At 30.4% G+C, this 4,414-nt stretch carries 5 protein-coding genes; 2 read left to right on the top strand and 3 right to left on the bottom strand.

What is annotated here, in order from left to right; translation table 11 throughout:
- Window positions 1–97: 97 nt before the first annotated feature.
- Window positions 98–799 (top strand): hypothetical protein, encoded by a 702-nt coding sequence (locus tag ABWO04_RS10010; protein WP_353079572.1) that lies wholly within the window; start codon window positions 98–100, stop codon window positions 797–799.
- 61 nt (window positions 800–860) lie between these two features.
- Here the strand turns inward: ABWO04_RS10010 and ABWO04_RS10005 are convergent, their stop codons facing one another.
- Window positions 861–2,150 carry a replication-associated recombination protein A gene (locus ABWO04_RS10005; protein ID WP_353079571.1) on the bottom strand — a complete coding sequence of 430 codons (1,290 nt, stop codon included), beginning with the start codon at window positions 2,148–2,150 and terminating at the stop codon, window positions 861–863.
- A 110-nt stretch (window positions 2,151–2,260) separates the two neighbouring features.
- Between ABWO04_RS10005 and ABWO04_RS10000 the strand changes: the two genes are divergently transcribed.
- Window positions 2,261–3,037, top strand: coding sequence for a rhomboid family intramembrane serine protease (locus tag ABWO04_RS10000; protein WP_353079570.1), 777 nt, complete (start codon window positions 2,261–2,263; stop codon window positions 3,035–3,037).
- A 25-nt stretch (window positions 3,038–3,062) separates the two neighbouring features.
- On the opposite strand, the gene ABWO04_RS09995 is transcribed toward ABWO04_RS10000, so the two are convergent.
- Window positions 3,063–3,356 carry a hypothetical protein gene (locus tag ABWO04_RS09995; RefSeq protein WP_353079569.1) on the bottom strand — a complete coding sequence of 98 codons (294 nt, stop codon included), beginning with the start codon at window positions 3,354–3,356 and terminating at the stop codon, window positions 3,063–3,065.
- A gap of 235 nt (window positions 3,357–3,591) precedes the next feature.
- Window positions 3,592–4,329, bottom strand: coding sequence for a 23S rRNA (guanosine(2251)-2'-O)-methyltransferase RlmB (gene rlmB, locus ABWO04_RS09990; RefSeq protein WP_353079568.1), 738 nt, complete (start codon window positions 4,327–4,329; stop codon window positions 3,592–3,594).
- Window positions 4,330–4,414 lie beyond the last annotated feature (85 nt).

Below are 4,414 nucleotides of genomic sequence, written 5' to 3'. Positions count from 1 at the left end.
TCGGAATAAAAGCAGTTTATTTTAATCCAAAAGCGGAAATGATTTCGCAAAATCAAATTATTCAAATACAAAGTTTAACCCAATTAAAAAATTTATTATGATGAAAAATTTTTCAATTTTAGTACTCGTTTTCTTATCATTTACTTCTTTTTCTCAACAAAATAAAGTAATTATTATTTCTAATAAATACGAATTCCAAAAAGAAAAAAACACGTATAATATTAATACTATGCTAAAAGCTATATTGATATCAAATAGTTATCAAGTGTTTTTTGAAGATGAAGAATTACCTATGGAGATTGCACAAAATAAATGTAATGCTTTAACAGGTTTATTAATTGACAATAGTAATTTGTTTGTAAGAAAAATTAAATTTCAAATCAGAGATTGTCAAAATAATTTATTATTTGAAACGGCGGAAGTAAAAACAAGAGAAAAAGACATTCAAAACGCTTATATTGAAATAATTAAGTTGTTGAGCCCAGAATTAAAAAAATATGATGCCACAATAATTCAAGAGAAAGAAGTTGTTGCAACACCAGAAATAGATGAAAGACTTAAAATTTCAGAATTTAAAACCTATTTAAATTGTAGATTTGAACAATCATTAGGGGATCCAGTAACTGAAGTAAGGGATAGTAATGACAATCTTCTTTTATTATTGCAAAAAACTAAAAACCCTAATGTTTTTATTGCATACAAAGAAGGTGCAATTGGTGCTTTTACGAAAACAGATAAAAAGTGTATTTTTGAATATTATATTGATGGTAAATATATGGTTGAGGAGTATTTGTTTTAATAAAAGGTTACTTTCCTGACACCCAACACCCTATACCTTTCACCTAAAACCCAACACCCAATCAATACCCATATTTATTTTTCCATCTGTTTTTTAAAAACTGACGAATTTCTTTTTCCCTGGCATTTTCGCCTGGTTCAAAAAAAGTGGTTTCAGAAATTTCGGTTGGTAAAAATTCTTGTTCAGCAAAATTATTAGCAAAATCGTGCGAATACTTGTATTCCTCGCCGTATCCTAATTCCTTCATTAATTTGGTAGGCGCATTTCGTAAATGAATGGGAACGGGTAAATCGCCAGTTTGTTTTACAACTTGTTGGGCTTTTCCAATAGCCATATAACTGGCATTACTTTTTGCAGAAGTGGCCAAATAAATCGCACATTGACTCAAAATAATTCTACTTTCAGGATAACCAATTGTACTCACAGCTTGAAAGGCATTATTTGCCATAATAAATGCTGTTGGATTAGCGTTTCCAATGTCTTCACTTGATAAAATCAACATTCTACGCGCGATAAATTTTACGTCTTCACCACCTTCAATCATTCGGGCTAACCAATAAACTGCCCCATTTGGGTCGCTTCCACGAATGGACTTTATAAATGCCGAAACAATATCATAATGTTGTTCACCTGTTTTATCGTACAATACGGTGTTTTTTTGAACCAATTGCATTACTTTTTCATTAGTAATTTCAATGATTGCTGAGTCTGTCGAAGTATCGGTGGCATTAATTACCAATTCAAAAATATTCAATAGCTTTCTACCATCACCACCTGATAATCTTAGTAAGGCTTCTGTCTCAATAAAACTAATATTTTTGGTTTTTAGATAGTCATCTACAGCAATCGCTCTGTGTAAGATGTTTTCTAAATCTTCTTTTGTAAATGCATTTAATACATATACCTGACATCGTGACAAAAGTGCAGGGATGACTTCAAAACTTGGATTTTCAGTAGTGGCGCCAATTAAAGTTATCCAGCCTTTTTCTACTGCTGCTAAAAGCGAATCTTGTTGCGATTTGCTAAAGCGATGAATCTCATCAATAAATAAAATAGGATTTTTTGCCGTGAATAAACCACCGCTTTGTTTGGCTTTTTCAATAACATCCCTAATATCTTTGACACCCGAATTAATAGCACTTAACTCGTAAATCGGGCGTTTACTTTCCTGTGCCATAATTTGTGCCAAGGTAGTTTTTCCTGTTCCTGGAGGGCCCCATAAAATTAAACTCGGAATAATTCCTTTCTCAATTTGTTGGGTTAAGGAGCCGCTTTTGCCAATTAAATGCGATTGACTAATGTATTCCGATAAAGTTTTCGGACGAATTCGTTCTGCTAAAGGTATTGTCATAAAGCAAATTTAAACAATGCAATCTTCTCAAACAATTTTTTTTAATTTTAATATGATATGCCAAATTTTCATATATTGTACTTTGGCTTCATTTTTGACTTTTCTTAAATATGATTAAATCGTCTATAGATAAAAATTTTTATTTTTCACTTTCCGTGATTCTATTTCCGTTACTCTTTGTAATGTTGTTATGGATCACGTATTATTTGAATTTGCATTATTTTCCAGAACTGTATCAATACGGAATTTTACCTAAAACAGTTAAAGGTTTGCGAGGTATTCCTTTACATATTTTTATTCACGGAAATTTTAAACATTTGCTAAATAATTCTATTCCTATTTTCTTTTTGGTAATGGCTTTGAAGTATTTTTACCGCCAACAGTTTTTTAAAGTATTATTTTTAGGTATTTTATTTACTGGGTTAGGAACCTGGCTTTTGGGTAGAAATTCCTATCACATTGGTGCTAGCGGATTGGTGTATTGTTTGGTGAGTTTTATCTTTTTTAAAGGAATTTTAACCAAATATTACCGATTAGTCGCCTTGTCATTAACCATTGTATTATTATATGGCGGAATTATTTGGTATATGTTTCCCAATGCAGAAACATTAAACGGAGGTGTATCTTGGGAAGGGCATTTTTCTGGTTTTGTAACAGGTTTGATTATGGGAATTTTTATAAAAACACCTCAATTTTCGGCACCAATTTTTTATGATTGGGAACATCCTGATTTTGATCCAACAGACAAACCTTTCTTTAAACAATTTGACGAAAACGGAAATTTCATAAATCCACCAAAACCTGAAATTGTAGAAGAAACTGAAGTGGATTCTTACTTTAAATCTTCAGTAAAGGTGATTTATGAATTTTTGAAAATGAAAAATTAGATAATTAGATAATGTGCCATTAAAATTATTTTAGTCCTAATTCGTTAACTTCAAGATTTACTTTTTTCCAATTTGAATTGTAAATACCTTTTTCTTTTGAAATGAAAAACCAATTCGTAATATAGTTTACTTCTACAGTTCTTCTTCTATATCCAAACGCACCTTTATTCAACATTTGAAATTCGACTTTTTTATTCTCGTCCAACGTGTTTTGATAAATTATGGTTTGCGTTTTCCAAGATGATGAACAAAAAATAGTTCGTAATATTCCAAAATTTAAAATTTCAATAAATACAAGTATTGGTAAAATTGAAAACAAGATTTTAAATTTTAATTTTTCGTAACTTAAAAAAGAAAAAAGAATAGAAAAGAAGCTAAAAACAATAATTCCATAGTAAACAAATGATTTAAAACCTTCGTGTTTAATTTCTAGAATTTCATTCTTATCTAAAAAATAAAAGATAGAACATAATAGAAAAATCACAAAAATTAAAAAACTAAGTTTCTTTATTTCTTTCATTTGCTGAATACTAAAAACTGAACACTGAATACTATTAAAGCAATCTCTGTCTAACAACTTCATATAAAAAAGCACCACATGCAACGGAAACATTTAAAGATTCAATAGTTCCATACATTGGTAATTTTGCTTTTTCATCAACCACTTTTAACACGGATGGGTTTACACCGCGTTCTTCGTTACCCATAATAATGGCTACAGGAACTTTAAAATCGATATCATAAATGGTGTTTTCTGTTTTTTCTGTTGCTGCTACGGTTTTGATATCGCAACTTTGCAGATGAAAAACAGCATCTTTAATATGATCCACTTTACAAATTGGAATATTAAATACGGCACCAGCACTTGTTTTTACAGTATCACCGTTTACTGGAGCAGAACCTTGTTTTTGAACAATAATTCCATTAACGCCAACACATTCAGCCGTTCTAATAATCGCACCAAAGTTTCTCGCATCAGATAATTGGTCTAAAATTAAAAATAAAGGCATTTTACCACTTTCTAAAGTTTGTTCAATTAAAGTGTCTAAATCGTGAAAAGCAATTGGCGAAATAGTGGCCACAGCCCCTTGATGATTTAAAGAAGTAAAACGATTCAGTTTTTCTACTGGCACATAGCTAAAATTGACATTATTTGCCTTTATAGCTTTCATTAAATCTTTCATTAAGTCGCCCTGTGCTTCTTTCTGAATAAATACTTTATCTATAACTGCGCCGGAATGTATGGCTTCAATAATGGCTCTAATTCCAAAAATCTGATTGTCGTTTTTCATAGCTGCAAATATAGGTAAGTTTATTCAAATTTATTTTAAAAATACGTTTTAAAACTAATTTGAACTATAGAATTAGAGAGTTTTA

This window comes from Flavobacterium sp. (assembly GCF_040382755.1).
GTDB lineage: Bacteria > Bacteroidota > Bacteroidia > Flavobacteriales > Flavobacteriaceae > Flavobacterium.
The sequence above is the reverse complement of the archived record's forward strand: the minus strand, read 5'-3'. Positions and strand labels throughout refer to the sequence as shown.